Annotated in this window: 13 protein-coding genes and 1 pseudogene; 13 read left to right on the top strand and 1 reads right to left on the bottom strand. The window is 49.8% G+C overall.

Annotated elements, in window-relative coordinates; genetic code table 11:
• Positions 1-502: 502 nt before the first annotated feature.
• Positions 503-2,368 carry an NAD(+) synthase gene (gene nadE / locus QZN42_RS05245; RefSeq protein ID WP_296954917.1) on the bottom strand — a complete coding sequence of 622 codons (1,866 nt, stop codon included), beginning with the start codon at positions 2,366-2,368 and terminating at the stop codon, positions 503-505.
• Between the two features lie 578 nt (positions 2,369-2,946).
• Between nadE and QZN42_RS05240 the strand changes: the two genes are divergently transcribed.
• From QZN42_RS05240 to msbA, 13 genes and pseudogenes are all read left to right on the top strand, one after another.
• Positions 2,947-3,903, top strand: coding sequence for a TIGR01212 family radical SAM protein (locus tag QZN42_RS05240; protein WP_296954916.1), 957 nt, complete (start codon positions 2,947-2,949; stop codon positions 3,901-3,903).
• Positions 3,904-4,090: 187 nt separating this feature from the next.
• Complete coding sequence (locus QZN42_RS05235) at positions 4,091-5,077, top strand: PhoH family protein (protein WP_296954959.1); 987 nt, start codon at positions 4,091-4,093, stop codon at positions 5,075-5,077.
• Entirely contained in the window at positions 5,061-5,555 is a 495-nt protein-coding gene (gene ybeY, locus QZN42_RS05230; protein ID WP_296954914.1) for an rRNA maturation RNase YbeY, read from the top strand. Before QZN42_RS05235 ends, ybeY begins: the two co-directional genes overlap by 17 nt.
• The gene (locus QZN42_RS05225; protein ID WP_296954912.1) at positions 5,548-5,955 is read left to right on the top strand and encodes a cytidine deaminase; all 408 of its coding nucleotides are present in this window, start codon (positions 5,548-5,550) and stop codon (positions 5,953-5,955) included. The genes ybeY and QZN42_RS05225 overlap by 8 nt, the downstream gene beginning before the upstream one ends.
• A 260-nt stretch (positions 5,956-6,215) precedes the next feature.
• Positions 6,216-7,133: pseudogene (gene era / locus QZN42_RS05220) on the top strand (GTPase Era); the annotation flags it as partial.
• 620 nt (positions 7,134-7,753) lie between these two features.
• Positions 7,754-9,106, top strand: coding sequence for a hemolysin family protein (locus tag QZN42_RS05215; protein ID WP_363916313.1), 1,353 nt, complete (start codon positions 7,754-7,756; stop codon positions 9,104-9,106).
• Positions 9,090-9,752, top strand: a complete 663-nt coding sequence (locus QZN42_RS05210) for a DNA repair protein RecO (protein WP_296954908.1) — start codon at positions 9,090-9,092, stop codon at positions 9,750-9,752. The genes QZN42_RS05215 and QZN42_RS05210 overlap by 17 nt, the downstream gene beginning before the upstream one ends.
• 215 nt (positions 9,753-9,967) lie before the next feature.
• Positions 9,968-11,221 carry a serine/threonine transporter SstT gene (gene sstT / locus QZN42_RS05205; protein ID WP_296954906.1) on the top strand — a complete coding sequence of 418 codons (1,254 nt, stop codon included), beginning with the start codon at positions 9,968-9,970 and terminating at the stop codon, positions 11,219-11,221.
• 202 nt (positions 11,222-11,423) lie between these two features.
• Entirely contained in the window at positions 11,424-12,344 is a 921-nt protein-coding gene (locus QZN42_RS05200) for a hypothetical protein (protein WP_296954904.1), read from the top strand.
• A complete protein-coding gene (locus tag QZN42_RS05195; protein WP_296954961.1) occupies positions 12,320-12,538 on the top strand; it encodes a hypothetical protein in 219 nt (72 codons plus the stop codon). Before QZN42_RS05200 ends, QZN42_RS05195 begins: the two co-directional genes overlap by 25 nt.
• Before the next feature lie 234 nt (positions 12,539-12,772).
• On the top strand, positions 12,773-13,597 hold the full coding sequence (lpxI, locus tag QZN42_RS05190; RefSeq protein ID WP_296954956.1) for an LpxI family protein: 825 nt from the start codon (positions 12,773-12,775) through the stop codon (positions 13,595-13,597).
• On the top strand, positions 13,594-14,736 hold the full coding sequence (gene lpxB / locus QZN42_RS05185; protein ID WP_296954902.1) for a lipid-A-disaccharide synthase: 1,143 nt from the start codon (positions 13,594-13,596) through the stop codon (positions 14,734-14,736). The genes lpxI and lpxB overlap by 4 nt, the downstream gene beginning before the upstream one ends.
• A complete protein-coding gene (msbA, locus tag QZN42_RS05180; RefSeq protein ID WP_296954900.1) occupies positions 14,723-16,510 on the top strand; it encodes a lipid A export permease/ATP-binding protein MsbA in 1,788 nt (595 codons plus the stop codon). The genes lpxB and msbA overlap by 14 nt, the downstream gene beginning before the upstream one ends.
• The last annotated feature ends 121 nt before the right edge of the window (positions 16,511-16,631 follow it).

The raw sequence follows: 16,631 nt of genomic DNA, 5'->3' as shown, positions 1-16,631 counted from the left end.
ACTTGAAACTTTTGAATCGGGAATGTCGGGAATCTCGGGGTTATCGGGATTCTCGGGAAGGTGTGCCGCTGATGCGGCACCTTTTTTTATGGGGGCGTTGCACAGGCGGGGAAAGGCGGATTTCGGACTTCGGATTTGGGATTTCGGGTAGGTGCGCTGCTGATGCAGCGGGATTATATATGGGGACTATGGACAGATGAGCCAGGTCCTATTAGCCTCAATGTCCGATTTTCTTGAAAACAGTTGCGTTTCGGAATAAAGCCACCAGCTTTATTAACCATTAACCCCTATGTGCAGTATTTTCAATATATGGTTTCCTCCCAGTGATATAGCCTGCGAACAATTAACCATTAACCTCGATGTGCAGTTTTTCCTTAAAGCAGTTTTCTTTCGGAATGTGGCTGCCGGATGATTAACTATTAACCCCTATGTACAGTTCCATGGGAGAAATGACATTCTGCTATCCGCGAACTAACCACTAACTGCTAACGGCTTTCCACTTTTATTTCGACAACAGTTTTTCCTTCAAAGAAAGGTACCCCTCCGTATAGTACGCCCCCACCTGGGCTTCTCTTAAATCATAGCCGTAGGGCCTTCTGCTGATGGCGATGAGGGGCGGGGACTGGATGCGCTTGGCTACGGAGAAACCGGCGAAGAGGTTCCACCAACGTTCGAGGTCTTTGATGAAATCGGAAGGAGTTTTGAAATAGTTGGAAACTTTCACCCGGCAGCCGAGATGGTCTTCCAGGGTCCCTTCGGCATACCATGTAAGGATGTCTTCAGGGCAGGAACGCTCCCAGGGTTCGATGAAGCTTCTCAGGAGGTAATCGTGGTATTCGTAAATGAGGGGGTCTCCCAGGCCTTTGGTGATATCCTGGCTTTCGGAAAGTTCGGCGGAGGGTTTCACGGTGAAAATGCCTTCGGGGATGACTTCTCTGCCATACCATTCGTTCAGTTTCCTGCCGAGGTCATACATCTGGTATTTCCATAAATCCGCTGTGGCTGCCAGAGCTCCGGCTAAATCTCCATAGAGGGTGCCATAGCCGACCGTGAATTCCGTTTTGTTCGCATTGCAGGTGAAAATCCCTCCAAAGGCTGCGGAAAGGGCGGCGAGGATCCGGCTGCTCCGGTCTCTTGCCTGCATATTTTCCTTCATGAAACCGGTAAGGTGGATTTTCTGATTTCCATAGGGAAGACCTTCCAGAGCTGCTGCCGTCTCATCGATGAAATTTCCGATGGGAATAGAAAGATAGGGCGAGCCCAGATTGTCTGCCAGCTGCTTTGCCAGGTCTTTTGTGAGGGTCGAATTGAAGCGGGTGGGGGTATTGACGAGGAGCAGATTTTCAGCAGGAAGCACGGAGCGGTAGAGGGCCGCATTGACGGCCGAATCGATACCTCCCGATACGCCGATGACTACTTTATTCACGTGGATGGACTCCAGGAATTTCTTTACCCCGTACCGCATGGCTGGAAGGAGCAGGTCTCCTTTATGAGGCTCCATGGGCTCGGAGGGCGTAAAGGTGCCTGTTTCTTTGTGGAAATCAAAAGTGCAGTGGGGCGTCTCAAAAGGCGCGGCTTCCGCTGTCAGATTTCCATTCTGATCATAGAGGGCGGTCATGCCGTCAAAGGTATAGCAGGTTTTGCCATTATTCTGAAGTCCCCGGTTATTCACGTATACCATGGGCACGTGCAGTTTTGAGAGAGAAGCGGTCAGCATGCGGTGGCGCTTTTCATTTTTTCCAAGGGTAAAGGGAGAGGCGGAGAGGTTCAGAAATAATTCCGCTCCTTTATCGGAGAGTACTTTCATGGGGGAGAAGGAATAATTTTCATCCCAGCTGTCTTCGCAGAGGAGGATTCCCACGCGGACTGTCTCTTCTCCATCGGTCAGAAGGTACGGAGCAAAGAAATCTTCCGGCGGAAGGCCTTCTTCCCTCGCTTCGGCCAGAGTGGAGGTGAAATACCTCCGGTCCTCAAAGCAGCGGTAGCTGGGAAGAAGGGTCTTGATGACGTAAGGCCGCATGGACCCTTCGGGATAGAGGAAATGACCGTCTCTGGCCGCAAAGGCAGCGTTATATTTCCTCGGCCTTCCGTCATCATTGGTCTGTCCCCGGTCTATGGCGCAGCTTCCCCACAAAATGGTCAGGCCTTCGGAAGCCTGTGCCATTTTTTCATTATACCTTTCACATTCGCGGAGAAAGGCCGGCTGGTCCCACAGGTCTCCGATGAGGTAGCCCGTGAGGCACATTTCCGAAAGCGCCAGCAGGTCCGCCTTCACGGATTTGGCATAGGCGATTTCTTTTTCAATCTGTTTCCAGTTCTCCCGGATATGCCCGGGAATGACATCAATCTGGGCGGTAACGATTTTCATAGGAGTACCTCGTTTTTTGAATCATTGCTGCCTTTATTTTACAGGCGGATGGATTGGCTGTAAAGAAAGAGAGGGAAAACGGATTTGGGACTTCGGATTTGGGATTTCGGGAAGGATATGGTTCGCCTTGTGAACCAATTGATTTAGCGGCCTCCGGCCGCGGTCCATGGCCCTGCTGACGGATTCATTCCATCTGGTCCCTGAAATCGAATCGGTACTTCCATCCGAATGGGATCAGCCCCATATAAAATTGCTGCCGCATCAGCGGCAGCACCTTCCCGACCACCTCGACCACCCCGAAGCAAAAGTTATTTCACCATACGGTTTCCTTTCAACGAATTTCATAGTATTAAAGAAGCCGAACCGGCTTTTTCATCGCTATGGGACAGGCCCCATATAAAACTCATTGCCGCATCAGCGGCAATACCTTCCCGACCATCCCGATCACCCCGACCGCCCCGACCACCCCGAAACAAAAGTTATTTCACCATATAGTTTCCCTTCCACGATTCCAGTGCATCAAACAAGGAAATAGGTTATAATTAAACTGACATATTGTTTATTGAGACAGGAGATTTATGGAACGATACCGGAATTATTCTGATTACCTCAAAGGGAAATATGGGGAAAAGGTTTACAAGATTCCCATTTCCATTCCCGTGACCTGCCCGAACAGGGACGGCACATTATCCGACAAAGCCTGCATTTTCTGCGGGTCCATCGGCGCCGATTATGAGACGAAGGCCGTGGGCATGGGCATTACGCAGCAATTGAATCGCAGTATGGCCCATGTGGGACCCAAGTACAAGGCAAAGAAGTTCATCGCCTATTTCCTCAATTTCACAAATACCTATGCCCCATTGGACAGATTCCGGAACTGGGTGGAGGAGGCCATGAGCCATCCCGATATAGTGGGTGTCGATATTTCCACCCGCCCCGACTGTATCCACGAGGCTTACCTGGATATTTTGAAGGAACTGTCCGGGAAATACGGGAAAGACGTGACCCTGGAGCTGGGCCTGCAGAGTACGAACGTCCACACCCTTTCGATTTTGAACCGCTGTCATACGGTGGCTGAATTTGTCGATGCATCGCTTAGAATCGGCAGGTATGGCTTCGGTCTCTGCACCCACATCATTGCGGACCTTCCCTGGGATGACCGGCTGGACGTAGTGGAAGCAGCCAAACTCATTTCCGTCCTCCCTGTGACGGAGGTGAAGCTTCATTCCCTTTATATAGTGAAAGGCACGAAACTGGCGGACCTGTATGAAAAAGGAGAAGTCACCCTTCTTCCCATGGAGGAATACCTGGAGCGGGTGGCCCTCTTCCTCGCCTATATGCGGCCGGATATCGTCCCCCAGCGCATCGTAGGCAGGGCTTCGGGAAACAATACCCTTTCCGTCAACGGCGGCTCCCCCTGGTGGGAAGTGAAGGACCGGATTGAAAAGCTTCTGGAAGAAAGAAATATAACCCAGGGGTGCATGTGCGATTATATCGATGGGAAAGCGGTAAGGCGGTTTGTAGAGAATGGCTGATGGCTAATAGCTAATGGCTAATAGCTAATGGCGCCCCATTTGTGCGGACGGACTTTATTTCCATAAAGCGGTCCGACAAAAGTGGATATTCTGCTAACAACTAACTGCTAACTACTCATTAATAAAGTATATAAATAAGAACTGAAATATAGTATTTCCATAGAAAGGAAAAAATACTACGGAAAAGATAGAAGAAATACTCATCAAAGACCAGCAGGAGGCGGCTCATCTTTTTGAAAGGGACAGCTCCTACCTGAAATTTATCGGAGAGCATTACGGGGCCGAACTTTCGGGCCGGGGCAATTTCATCCGCATTAAGGGAGAACCGGAGGCCGTGGACAAAAGTGTGGACGTGATCGAGCGTCTGCGCCACATGATTGCCATGCGTATCCGCCTTTCCCAGCGGCAGGTGGAACTGGTGGTTCGTCTCATCGATGAAGGAAAGGAACAGCTCCTTTCGGACATGGAAGATGATATCATCAATTTCACAAAGAACGGAGCCCCTGTCCGCCCAAGGACTTTAGGCCAGAAATTCTATGTGGATACGATCCGCAGAAATTCCATCACCTTCGGCGTGGGACCTGCGGGAACCGGTAAAACATACCTGGCCGTAGCTCTCGCTGCGTTTGCCCTGAAAAATCATGATGTGCAGCGGATCATCCTCGTCCGTCCGGCTGTGGAAGCAGGAGAAAAACTGGGATACCTTCCCGGGGATTTGCAGGAAAAGGTGAATCCGTACCTCCGGCCTCTTTTCGACGGACTCAATGATATGTTCGGCCCCGAAGAATTCATCCGTCTCCAGCAGAAGGGGCAGATCGAAGTGGCGCCCCTTGCCTATATGAGAGGCAGGACCCTTGAAAAATCCTTCGTCATCCTCGATGAAGCCCAGAATACCACGGTGGAGCAGATCAAAATGTTCCTCACCCGCCTGGGTTTCCGCTCAAAAATGGTGGTAAACGGCGATGTGACCCAGATCGACCTGCCGCCTCATGTAAAGAGCGGTCTCATCGATGCGGAAAGAGTGCTGAGAAATGTGAAAGATATCGGCCATGTCCATTTCACCGAAGAAGATGTGGTCCGGCATGACCTGGTTGCAGCTATTATCCATGCGTACGAAGAAGATGCAAAGCGCAGAAACAAAATGGGAGGCATTGACTATGGAAATCACAATTAATTACAGCGATATGAAATATTACAGTGAAGAACTGGAAAAGCTGATCCATACGGTCCTTTCCAAAGGAGCCGAGCTCCAGCACGTACGGGAAGATGCTGAAATTTCCGTGCTCATCTGTGATGCAGATACCATTCATGAATTAAACCGCACCTACAGAAATGTAGATGCGCCTACGGACGTTCTTTCCTTTGCTTTAAACGAAGGGGAAGACGACGTACCGGAGGAAGAGGCGGAACTGGGGGATATCGTGATCAACCTGGACCGGGCGGTGGCCCAGGCAAAAGAATTCGGCCACAGCAAGGAAAGAGAAATGGCCTACCTCTCCGTCCATGGATTCCTTCACATTCTTGGCTACGACCATTATGATCCGGACGAAAAGAAAGCCATGAGAAAAGCGGAAGAAGATATCCTCGGCGCCTGCGGCATTACCCGTTTCACTACGGAAGGCAGACTGGAAGCGGAAGAAGCTCATGAATAAGGCGGAAATAAAAAACCTTCTCGAAAGAGCCCTTCACGCCAGGTCCCACTGCTATGCGCCCTACTCCCACTATCCCGTAGGAGCGGCAGTGCTTGCGTCTGACGGTTCCATCTATGAAGGCTGCAATATGGAAAATGTTTCCTATCCCGCAGGCCTCTGCGCCGAAAGAAATGCCATCGGTTCTGCCATCTGCGATGGAAAAAGGAAATTTACAGCCATAGCCATCATCGGAAGCTTTGACGATTATACGATGCCCTGCGGCATCTGCCGCCAGGTGATGGCGGAATTTGGGATTCCGGTGATTATCTGCGGAAAATCGGTTTCCGATTATAAAGTATTTTCTCTGAATGAAATATTTCCGGCGGCATTTGATGATGATGAACTAAAAAGTGGTAAGTGAAAAGTGGTAAGTGGTAAGTGAAGGTGGCCCGCATCAGAATTTGGAAGCGGGCCCAATTATATATTCCTTATCTAACCGGTTTTGATAAGCAGGAAAGAATAGCCGGACCTAAATAAAAAAGGCGCCCTTATAAATTCAGGGTGCCACCACCACTCACTTATCACTACCCACTTACCACTTTTCTCTATTGCCTTTTTATATAATTTATATATAATTTTATATACTACTATATTAACTGCTAGTCACTAAAAACTACAACAGGAGAATCTATGACAGAAAATAACGAAAAATTCCATTCCGGTTTTGTGGCCCTCGTGGGACGGCCGAACGTGGGGAAGTCCACCCTCATGAATGCCCTTCTGGGAGAAAAGATTTCCATCGTTTCCGCCCATGCCCAGACCACGAGAAATAAAATCACCGGCGTATGGAACGGAGACAATTCCCAGGTGGTATTCCTCGATACCCCGGGCATGCACAAGCCTCAGGACAAACTGGGGGAGGCCATCCGGCAGAGCACCATCGATGCGCTGGACGAAGTAGACCTCATCGTCTTCCTCTGCGCCTGCGATGACCCTCTGGGAGCAGGGGACCGCTACATCCTTTCCCTGCTGAAAGACAGAAAAGTGCCGGTGCTCCTGGCTCTTTCAAAAATTGACCTCATCGAAAAAGATGCGGTATTGAAGAAAATCGTACAGTACAGCAAAATTTATCCATTTGCAGAAATCATTCCCCTTTCCGCAAAATCCGGCGAAAATCTGGATGAACTGATGAAATGTATCGTCAAATACCTGCCGGAAGGACCGAAATATTTCCCTGATGATATGGTGACGGACCAGCCGGAAAGAAATATCGTCCAGGAAATCGTCCGCGAAAAGCTCCTCATCCGCACAAGGGACGAAGTGCCCCATGCCATTGGCGTATTCACCGAAGAATTCTCTGAAAGGGAAAATGGCAAGGTCTACATCCGCTGCACCATTTATGTAGAGAGAGAATCCCAGAAACGGATCATCATCGGCAAAAAAGGCAGCGTCCTCAAAGAAGCGGGAAGAGAAGCAAGAGAAGAAATACAAAGCCTCATCGGCGCCCCGGTCTTCCTGGACCTCTGGGTCAAAGTGGCCAAAGACTGGAAGAATAAGGATTATATCCTGAGAGAACTGGGGTATAAGGAACATAAGTAAGAGTCTTTAGTCCTGCTATATGGTTTGAGTCAGCTGCGGTATTCGTGGGTTAGCCTCACCGCGGCGAGCCCCGGCAGAGTCAATCTCGAGATTTCGTGATTCGTGATTCGTGGTTCGTGAAGGTGCGGCGCTGATGCGCCGCGAGTATAAATGGGGACTTTGCACAGGCGGGGATGAAAACCTATGGTTTGAGTCAGCTGCGGTTTTCGGATTGCGGATTGGGGAATGCGGATTGCGGGGAGGATATGGTTTTCCTTCGGAAAACCAATTTATATAGCGGCCTGCGGCCGCGGCCTTTGGCTCAGCTGATGGATTTGAGTCATTTCCGGATTAAAGTCCGGCGTCCGGAAGCAGGGGGAACTCCTGCGAGACTGATGGATAGGCGTCCTCCAACGGGGGAAGCTCCCGCGAAGCAGGTGTTGCGGGGCTGACCCACCGTCTTTATTGGAATTGACTGAATCCCTCTCATGCGTAACGTCAAAATCTAAAAACTGGCGCCCATATAATTTCAAGGCGCCACCTTCCCGCAATCCCCAATCCGCAATCCCCAATCCGATTCATCAAATTTGACACAAATATTTCAACAGCTATGAGAGTACCCCCCCAAGGAGGAATGACCTATCGATACGGACCTACAGCGGCTTGCCATATGCGCGGCAGTCGCACTGATTGTTTCTTTTATGAACTATCACAATACGCTGGTGAATTTTTCATTTGCCCGTATGCGCAAGAAGTACATCGAGGATAACGATGAACAGGACCCGGAGCTTATCAGGAAGGTAGCTCCTTTTTATCAGCGGACGAGCCAGATTCTGGGTGGTACCCAGATGGCTTTTATTTCCTACACCGGAGTATTTGCCATTGCCCTTCTGGGCATGGCTTACCATGGATTTCTGCTGCTCTATCCATTCTTCGGGGCCAAATCGGCCTGGATGCTTTACCTGCTCCTTGTAGTGGCAGCAGCCGTCCTGGTGGCAGTTTTCTGGATTGTCACGATTCTCATTCCCGGCACTCATGCCCTGGTGGAGCCGCTGCCGATTCTAGCTTCTCATGGATGGGTGATTTCCTGGAACCGTCATTTCTTCAGGGTCACTGTGCAGACGGGCCTCATGATTGCCCGGCGAATTCTGGAATCGAGAAAGATTCCTTTCAGAAATGAAGTGAATTTCACCTATACGGAAGATGAAATCCGCTGTATCGTGGAGGAATCAAACCGGAGCGGACGGCTCAATGCGCTGGAAAATACGCTCATTAAAAATTCCTTTGATTTCTTCGACCTGATGGTCAGGGATGTGATGATTCCCCGAAATGATATGGTGGTCCTTGATTTCAATGATGATATAGAGACCATGCGGAGGATGATTTCCAAAGCCCATCACACCTGTTATCCCGTGTGCCTGGATGACAAGGACCAGATCATCGGCTTTATCCATGTGAAGGATTTCATGGAAAATCTCCAGCGGGGCGATGCGAACCTGAAGAAAATCATCAGGGAAATACTGACGGTGCCTGAGGTAATGCCTGCTCCCTCCCTTCTGCAGCTCATGAAGAACCGCCGTACCTACCTGGCTGTGGTGGTGGATGAATATGGCGGAACGTCCGGACTTGTGACCCTGGAGGATTTAGTCGAGGAACTGATTGGGGAAATCCCGCAGGCCGTGGATACGATGCCTTATGAAATCCTTCGCAAAAAAGACGGAACCTACGAATTTGACGGAACAGTCATCCTGGAAGATGTATCGGACCGCCTCGAAGTGGACCTGGACGAAGAGGATCTGAATGCGACCATCGGCGGATTCGTATTTTCTCATCTGGAACGGATTCCGAAGGTGGGAGATCACGTGGATTATGCCAGCTGGCGCTTTTCCGTGCTCCGGGTGGACGGTTTCCGTATCGTCCGGGTGAAGGCGGAAAAAATTCAGGAAAAGAAGGTAATAAAGAAAGAAGAGAAAACCGATGGAAAATCGGATTAAAAGCGGAGAAGCCATCGTCCTTGAGGCCCGTCAGGGAAAAGAAGGGGGCAAGAAACTTGTCCTTTTCACGAGGGAGGAGGGCCGCCTTTCCGCCTATGTGCCCAGAGCTGTCATGAACCGCTGCGGCACAGGGCTGACGATGCCCTTTGCCCACATCCGCTATACCGGAGCCGAAGGGGAATACCTCGTACTCAGCCAGTATGAAGGAAAGCTTCTATTCGATATCATGAAGCTCACCTATGAGGAAATGACCTGCTGGTACTGTCTCATTGAGACGGCAGAAAAATTATTTCCTCTCCGTGAAGAGGATGCCCGGGCTTTTGAAATCCTCCTGGCAGCCGGCAGGGCAGGGGAAAAGAGGAATTCCCTCATTACTTCCTTTATCGCCCTGGTGAAACTTCTGGCAGCGGCCGGTTTTGATGCGTCTTCCCCGGAAGCAGAGGACCGTTTTCACCTTTCAAAAAATGCCCGTCTTCTTCTCGCGGATTTCAGGAGTTACCGCTGGAATGAACCTTTCGGCAGAAATATTTCCAAAACCGCCTTCCGCCAGTGCGCCGGATACATGGACGAATTTATCGAGGTCATGTGCGATGTGGAATTGAAGACGAAAGGGGCTTTCCTTTCCGCCCTGAAAGCGATGGGTTAACCTGCCTTTTCATGGGGCAGGTTTTTATTTTGCGGAAAACCGGGACCCTGAATGGAAATAGAAAAGTACAGACACGTTCCAATTATATTTTCAATGCATAACCGCTGACAAATCTTTTACAAATTTTGCATATGACTTGCACAGACCTTGACAGGGGGCGTATACTAGACACGTATATGTCACGAGAGGGTGTATTTTCAGGAGGAGGAATCATTTTGTTTAAATCCATTGCACGCATCCTTGGCAGCGTATCCCTGATCAAGCAGATCGCTGTAGGCCTGGTCATCGGTATCATCATTGCCGTATTTTTCCCGCCCGCCATTCCGGTGGTCAAGATCCTGGGGGATCTCTTCGTTAAAGCCCTGAAAGGTGTTGCGCCGGTTCTGGTCTTCTTCCTGGTCATGAATGCCATGGCCCAGAGAAAAGACGGCTCCAGCGGCAGTATGAAGCCGATTATCGAGCTGTACGTCATCGGTACCTTCTGCGCATCCCTGGTAGGCGTTTCCATGTCCTTCCTGTTTCCGACCGACCTGGCTCTCCAGGTAGCTCCGGATACAAAGCTGGCTCCGCCAAGCGGTATTATCCAGGTCCTTCACAATCTGATCCTTTCTGTAGTAGATAACCCGGTAGCAGCCATCATGAATGCCAACTATATCGGTATTCTGGCATGGGCCATCATCCTGGGGATTGCCCTCAAAATCTGTGCCGGTGAAACCACGAAAACCTGCCTGGACGATATTGCGGCAGGCATTACGAAAGTGGTTACCTGGATCATTCATTTCGCTCCCTTCGGCATTCTCGGCCTTGTGGCTGATTCCGTAGGTACGGCAGGTGTTGGAGCGCTCCTGGGCTATGTACAGCTTCTGGGCGTACTCATCGGCTCCTATTTCCTGGTGGCCCTTGTGATGAATCCGCTCATCGTATTTGCCAAAGTCCGCAAGAATCCTTATCCTCTCGTACTCACGACTCTCCGTGAATCCGGGGTTTATGCATTCTTCACCAGAAGCTCTGCTGCCAACATTCCTGTGAACCTTTCCCTCTGCAAACGTCTGGGTCTTGATCCGGATATGTTCACCATTTCCATTCCGCTGGGTGCAACCATCAATATGGCCGGCGCATCCATTACGATTTCCGTTCTGGCCCTGGCTGCAGCCCATACCCTGGGTATTGCAGTCGATCTGCCGACAGCCCTTCTGCTCTGCATCGTGGCAACTGTAGGCGCCTGCGGCGCATCCGGCGTGGCAGGGGGCTCCCTCCTCCTCATTCCGGTAGCCTGCGCATCCTTTGGTATCGGTAATGATATTTCCATGCAGGTAGTAGGTGTAGGTTTCATCATCTCCGTTCTGGAAGATGCCTGCGAAACCGCCCTCAATTCTTCTTCCGACGTCCTTTTCACGGCTACCGCTGAATATGCGGAACGCAGAAAGAAGGGTACCCTGAAAGCGGAAGATATGGTACCGAAAGATTGATAATCTGTCTTTGAAATGAATCCCTGAAAAGCAAAACTTTTCAGGGATTTTTCTCATTTGCCGGAAAAATAGTTATCGGTCCGCAGTGACCGGATATTTCATCTCTGCGGGGAAGATGGAATTGGTGAAAAATGCGCCAGCTGCTAACAGCTTATTTTCCCTTCTGTGGTAAAATAAAGAAAAAAGCGGGGAGGGAAAAATCATGCTGCACGGAATCATTGATATCGGATCTTCCACGATCCGCATGGCCATTTATTTCATTGATGAAAATCATATGGAAATGCTCATGAAGAAAAAGCATACCATAGGACTTGCGGCCTATATCCGGGATGGCTGCATGACCCGGGCAGGTATCGATAAAACGGTGGAAATCGTGGAAGAATTCAAAGGATTTCTTTCCCATTTCCCCCTGACGTCGGTTCATGCTTTTACGACGGCTGCCCTCCGCAATGCAAAAAACAGCAGGGAGGCCGTGGGGGAAATAGAAAGACGCACGGCCATCCCTATCCGTGTGATTTCGGGAGATGAGGAAGCTTATCTTGACTATGTGGGAGCCGTCCATAATCATCCGGCGGGAGAGGGACTTCTGGTGGATATCGGGGGAGGTTCCACGGAAATCGTGGCCTTTGGCGATGAAGATATCCGTTTCAAGACAAGCCTTCCCATGGGTTCCCTGTCTCTCCGGTCGGAATTCGTGAAGGGTTTCCTTCCCACGGGGCGGGAATGCCTGGCCATGAGGAAAGCGGCAGAGGAAAGGATTGGCCGGGTATCCGAGCTCTCTTCCCTTTCATCACCTGTCATCATCGGCATGGGCGGAACTTTTAAAAGCGCATGTTCTTTATATAATCTCCTTTATCATAAGGATAAAAATAATACGGTCATGGACAGGACCCTTCTTGAGAAAATGATGACCACCTTCCGCGGGGACAATCCGTTGACGGAAGAAAAATCCATCCTCCTCATGAAGGCCGTGCCGGACCGGATGCATACCATCCTTTCCGGACTCATCATAGCCCTGGTCCTCTCCGGCCATTTCCATGCAGGACGGATCACCTACAGCGATACAGGCGTAAGGGAAGGATATATTTATGAGGAAATATGGCCGAAGTATGGATTGAAATAAGTGTAACAGGCTTTAGAATCTTTTCGATGTTCGTGGTCCGTGGTGCGTGGCCCGTGATCCGTGAAGGAGGCGCTGCTGAGGCAGCGCTGATTTTTTGCGGGGATTTTGCTCAGACAGAGGAGACTGGCATAATCCCGCAATTTGAGTCACCATGGGCGGCTCATTGTTCATGGCTGATGATCGGAGATTTTTGAAATCATGGAGGCCGTTTTGATATTTCATATTTTCTGAAAGGCCAACAATAAAAAGGGCCGCTTTTTATTTAATGCGGCCCACCTCCACGAAGAACGAACAACGAATAACAAAGAACGATTGGCACCATTGGAGATAAACGAACTACAAATTTGACCGGGAGTTCCAATTTCCCCATAGTGTCATACAGCAAAAAATGGTAAAATAAAATGAAGTGTGACGTTTTGGAGGACATGATGGAAACAATCGGTTTACTGGCCGGCATCGGGACGCTTCCGGTGGAATTTACGGAGGCTGTGAAATCCCAGGGCTATCGCGTGGTATGCATCGCGGTCATCCCCGGCATTGATGAAAGATTGAAGACGAAGGCAGATGCTTATTACGAAATTTCTGCTTTTAAAATGAATAAAGTGATTAAGACACTGGTCAGTGAAAATGTGAAAGAAGTGACCATGATCGGCAAGGTGACGAAGGAATGGCTTTTCAAAAATCATCCCATTCCGGACCTCCGGGCCATTAAGGTGCTGAATCGTCTCCGCAAGATGGATATGAAAGATGATACGGTGACTCTGGTCCTTGTGGAAGAACTGGCCAAAGACGGGATTTCCGTACTGGACCAGACGAAATATCTGAAACCCCTCATGCCGGGTCCCCAGGTTTTCACCAAAAAGAAACCCACTGAAGAACAGATGAAAGACGTGGCCTTTGGCTTTAAAGCAGCCAAGGCGATAGGAGCCATGGACCTTGGCCAGACGGTGGTTGTGAAAAACCAGGCAGTCATGGCCGTGGAAGCGATTGAAGGAACTGATGCCTGCATCCGCAGGGGAGGCATGCTGGCCCGCGGGGGAGCTGTTGTCGTAAAGACGGCAAAACCTTCCCAGGATACCCGTTTCGATATGCCTGCGGTAGGCCTCCAGACGCTTCATTCCATGGAAGAATCAGACTGCTCGGTCCTTGCTATCGAGGCATATCACACGCTTTTTGCGGAGAAAGAAGCAGTTCTGAAAGAAGCTGACAAAAAAGGCATCGTCATTCTTTCCGTAGAACAGGATACTTTATGAAAATCATGATGTCTGCCGGAGAAGCTTCCGGCGATATGCATGCGGCAGCGGTCGCCGCGGAAATCAAAAGAATACGGCCCGATGCGGAAATATTCGGCATGGGCGGAGAGCTCATGAAAAAGAGCGGAGTCCGGATTATTTATGATATTGAAAATCTGGGAATCATCGGAATTGTGGAAATATTAAAGCACATCCCTTTTTTCTTCCATCTCCGGGATATGCTTCGTCAGGCCATGATTGATGAAAAACCGGACGTCCTCGTATGCATCGATTATCCGGGGTTCAATATGAAAATCGCCCATGTGGCCAAAACACTGGGCATTCCTGTGGTGTACTACATAGCGCCCACCATCTGGGCCTGGAATAAAGGAAGGGCGGAAAATATCGTCCGCGACGTGGCACAGGTGGCTTCCATATTTCCTTTTGAGGCGAAAGCCTATAAAGAGGCAGGGGCCCATGTGACTTTCGTGGGCCATCCTCTGGCAGATACGGTGAAACCATCCATGTCCTTTGATGAGGCACTCGCTTATTTTCATGGAAATAAAGAGGCCCGCCGCATTCTTCTCATGCCGGGAAGCCGCAAGAATGAAGTGACCGGATTATTTCCACTCATGCTGGATGCTGCGGAAGCGCTTTCAAAGAAGGAAAACTGCCAGTTCTTCGTTCCCCGGGCATCCACCATTCCGAAAGAATTTCTCCTTTCTTTCATAGGGAAGAGAAATATTTCCTTTGAAATTACCGAAGGTCATCAGTATGACCTCATGCAGATCTGCGATGTCTGCGTGGCTTCTTCAGGGACGGCCACCCTGGAAACGGCGCTTATGGAACTTCCGACGGTGCTGGTTTATAAACTGGCGCCTCTCACCTGGATTCTGGCCAATCTCCTGGTCAACGTAAAGTACGCGGGCCTTCCGAATCTCCTCATGGGGCGCGAAGTGACGCCGGAACTGCTGCAGGACAAAGCAACTCCGGAAAATGTGACGGAAATCCTTCAGAAATGGATTACCGATGAAAATGCCAGACAGGAAAATATCAGTGAAATCAGAAAAGTCCGGGAAGCCCTGGGTTCCGGCGGAGCAGTGAACCGGACGGCACGACTTATATTAGAAACAGCAGGAGCAGCTAATGGCGAAAAATAACAGCAAAGTAAACAGTTACATCAGATTACTGAAATATGTGAAGCCCTATGGGAAGCTTCTCATCCTTTCCGTCATCTGCATGATACTGGTTTCTGCCTCCAATCTGTACGTACCCTGGATTATCAAGGATGTCATAGATAAGGTGCTGGAAGAAAAAGATATGACCATGCTCTATGTGATTATCGCATCGATTATCGTGGTCATGTTCATCCGCGGTTCTACCACCTTTGCCCACCGGTACCTCATGGGGTACATCGGTCAGTCGGTGATCCGGGATCTCAGAAATAAACTGTACGACCATCTCCAGAATCTTCCCATCGCCTACTTTGACAAGCGGCGGACCGGGGAAATCATGAGTAACCTCACCAACGATATTTCCGCCCTCCAGAATGCCATGACCACCGATTTCATCATGCTGGTGCAGGAAGGGGCTATTTTTATCGGCTCCTTTGCAGCCATGATTTACCTCCAGTGGAAACTGACGGTCCTTTGCCTCGTCATTGTGCCCGTAGTTTCAGTGACTATCAAATTCTTCGGAAAGAAACTTCATTCCTCCGGCAGAAGCGTCCAGGAAAAACTGGCAGACGTGACCAGTATGCTTCAGGAAACGATTTCCGGAGTCCGCATCATCCGTTCCTTCAACCGCACCGGATATGAAACGGGACGGTTTGACAAGGTCAACCAGTCCAATTTCAAAGCCACAGTCAAAGCCATCCGCCAGCAGAGCCAGCTGACTCCTGTGGTGGAATTCCTGGCAGCCCTGGCCATTGCAGTCATTATCTGGTACGGCGGTGTTTCCGTCATCGACGGACTTATGACGGCCGGTGAACTGATTGCTTTCCTTATTTATGCAATCAACCTGGCCAATCCGATCAAACGTATCGCTGAAAGTTTCGGTAATATCCAGAAATCCCTGGCAGCTGCAGACCGTGTCTTTGCCATTCTTGACGTACCGGAAGAAGATTACGATCATTCCCATGAAAAGGAACTGGTCGTCACTTCGGGCCGGGTGGAAGCCAAACATGTGAAATTTGAATATGAAAAGGATAATCCTGTACTCACGGATCTCAATTTCGTGGCCAATCCCGGGGAAACCATCGCCATCGTAGGTCCTTCGGGAGCAGGAAAATCCACCATTGCCAATCTTCTTCCCCGGTTCTATGAAATTACGGGTGGAGAAATCGATATCGACGGTATGAACATCCGGGATGCGAGTCTCGGCTCCCTTCGGGATCAGATTGGTCTCGTGCCCCAGGATACCCTTCTTTTTAACACATCCATCAGGGAAAATGTCCTTTACGGCCGTCTCGATGCGACAGATGAAGAAGTATGGGAGGCCATCCGCTCGGCTAACGCGGAAAAATTCATTAAAGCCCTGCCTCACGGCATTGAAACAAAGGTAGGAGACAGAGGCCTTGTCCTTTCCGGCGGTCAGCGCCAGAGAATCGCCATCGCCAGGGCTATCCTTAAAAATCCGAAAATCCTCATCCTCGATGAAGCCACTTCCGCTCTCGATACGGAAAGTGAAAAAATCGTACAGGATGCTCTCGATAAGCTGATGGTGGGCCGTACCTCCTTCGTCATTGCTCATCGCCTGTCCACCATTAAAAATGCGGACCAGATTCTTGTCCTTAACAATGGGGTAATTGCCGAACAGGGCACCCATGACGAACTGATGGCCAAAGGCGGACTCTACTATGACCTCTATACCATGAGCAGTCAGGTCAATGAAGAAACGGAAGAAGAATCTTCCTCAGAAAAGAAAGAAAAATAGATTTTAGCAGTTAACAATTAGCAGCAATATCATTAACTTAACAGCTGCTAAAGTGCTTCCAAATCGAAATTTCTCTATTGCGTTTAAAGGAAATAGGGCCTTATTCACCCTGTTCGGAGTA

The sequence above is a fragment of the uncultured Dialister sp. genome (genome assembly GCA_900314595.1).
Classification (GTDB): domain Bacteria; phylum Bacillota; class Negativicutes; order Veillonellales; family Dialisteraceae; genus Dialister.
The sequence above is the reverse complement of the archived record's forward strand: the minus strand, read 5'-3'. Positions and strand labels throughout refer to the sequence as shown.